Source organism: Spirochaetota bacterium, assembly GCA_025061835.1.
Taxonomy (GTDB): Bacteria; Spirochaetota; Brevinematia; order DTOW01; family DTOW01; genus SKYB106.
This window is the reverse complement of the sequence record JANXAC010000046.1, coordinates 1-1,492: the sequence shown is the minus strand read 5'-3', so window position 1 is coordinate 1,492 and position 1,492 is coordinate 1. Positions and strand designations below refer to the sequence as shown.

Below are 1,492 nucleotides of genomic sequence, written 5' to 3'. Positions count from 1 at the left end.
GTAATACATGTTATTTCAAGTATCCTTGCCCTAGCTTCTTTTCTTCTTACCTACTTCTTAGCTCCCAAGATATAAAAATAGCTGATATCATCTAAACTAACTGAAAGAGTTCTCTGTATTCTCTGTTTTACAGACCTTATAGAGCCAAAGACATAATAACCTCGCTCAGTATCTCTCTTCCCAAGTCTCTTAAAAAACCCTTTGAGTCACTATCGTTCCAAACTTTTCTGAACCCTCTTATAAGGTCATATGTAAGGAAGGGATATATACCATATCGTCTATAGTAGTAAATTACATCTTCCAAATCCCAAAAGGGTCTTCTATATATTTTTGGAAAGAGTCTTCTAAAAATTTCTGGATCTAAAACAGACATCCAATTAAAACTCTTATTATATACGAAAACAGTATAGCCCCTGTATTCCAGTGGTTGTCGCGAAATGAAAAAAGAAACTATTGATAACTCCGAAGATTCCCTAAACCTCTCAAAAGCTACAGCATTACAGTAGGATTCCTCTACTATTTCGAAAGTCTTACCTTCCCAACGCTGTTTGCTTCCGTATCTTAAATAACCGTGTCCTAGTTCGTGATAATAAACTTTGGAAAATAACACTTCCTTCAAATCAACACCATTTGACACTTCTAGTTCCCTAAAAACACCATACTCGGGCGAGTTGGATATATCAACTATCTTTTCAGGACATATAAGTATGCAGGGATAAGTCAGTCTTTTGAACACTGAATCCGTGATAGAATCCTCAGAGGAACCCTCCCCAGTAGAATCCGAGTTAGGAGGACCAGAAAGATAAACGCCTATTAGGTCAACAATTAACTCGTTTTCTGGTGATCTAAGAGAATCTTCTATTAGCTTATCAAGTTCTTCTTCATCAAGTCTTTCTTTCCTTTTCATCATATTACGAAGTCTATTTTCATCAATAACTCTTGGAGCAGGAATTTTATTAATCGTTGCTTTGTTAACAAGAAAAGTCGGAACGTTGCTAGCCGCATTCGCTAGAAAGTCCAGCCTAGAGAAAACTTTAGTTAAAACTCTAGGCGAGAGAAAATAATCAGCTTCCTGAGAGTTAAGATTCTCTATCCTAATAGCCATATAGAGTATCATAAATATTGACATATAACACTTTCAATAGTTTATCTCAACTTATCAATTTTCATCAGACTGGAGTTCGTATGCAAGTTTGGTAAAAAGTGCTGTCAATATTAGAGCAAATCTAAAAAAACTAGCTATCCTTGTTAAATCACCATAACTGTTGACTTATGTAGATGTATACTAATATACTTCATTAGGAAGAGGTGGTTTGTATGGACAGAGATATGGATGAAATAAACGATCTGTTTGCAAAAAAGGATTATGGATATGATTATAGACACATGGACAGAATACTTGATCTGTTTATACAAAAGGATTATGCTTATGCGGGTATAGTAATTGATGACGAACATAAAAGGTACCTGAAGAAAAGGTTTCAATCCCTTA

At 35.1% G+C, this 1,492-nt stretch carries 1 protein-coding gene; it reads right to left on the bottom strand.

Annotated features, from left to right (window positions below; all coding sequences use genetic code 11):
* Nucleotides 1–136 precede the first annotated feature (136 nt).
* Complete coding sequence (locus NZ579_08180) at nucleotides 137–1,129, bottom strand: hypothetical protein (GenBank protein MCS7299913.1); 993 nt, start codon at nucleotides 1,127–1,129, stop codon at nucleotides 137–139.
* Nucleotides 1,130–1,492 lie beyond the last annotated feature (363 nt).

Bases quoted from the DNA above. Each gene is read 5' to 3' on its own strand.
- NZ579_08180 (MCS7299913.1), bottom strand. From the start codon at position 1,129: ATGTCAATATTTATGATACTCTATATGGCTATTAGGATAGAGAATCTT.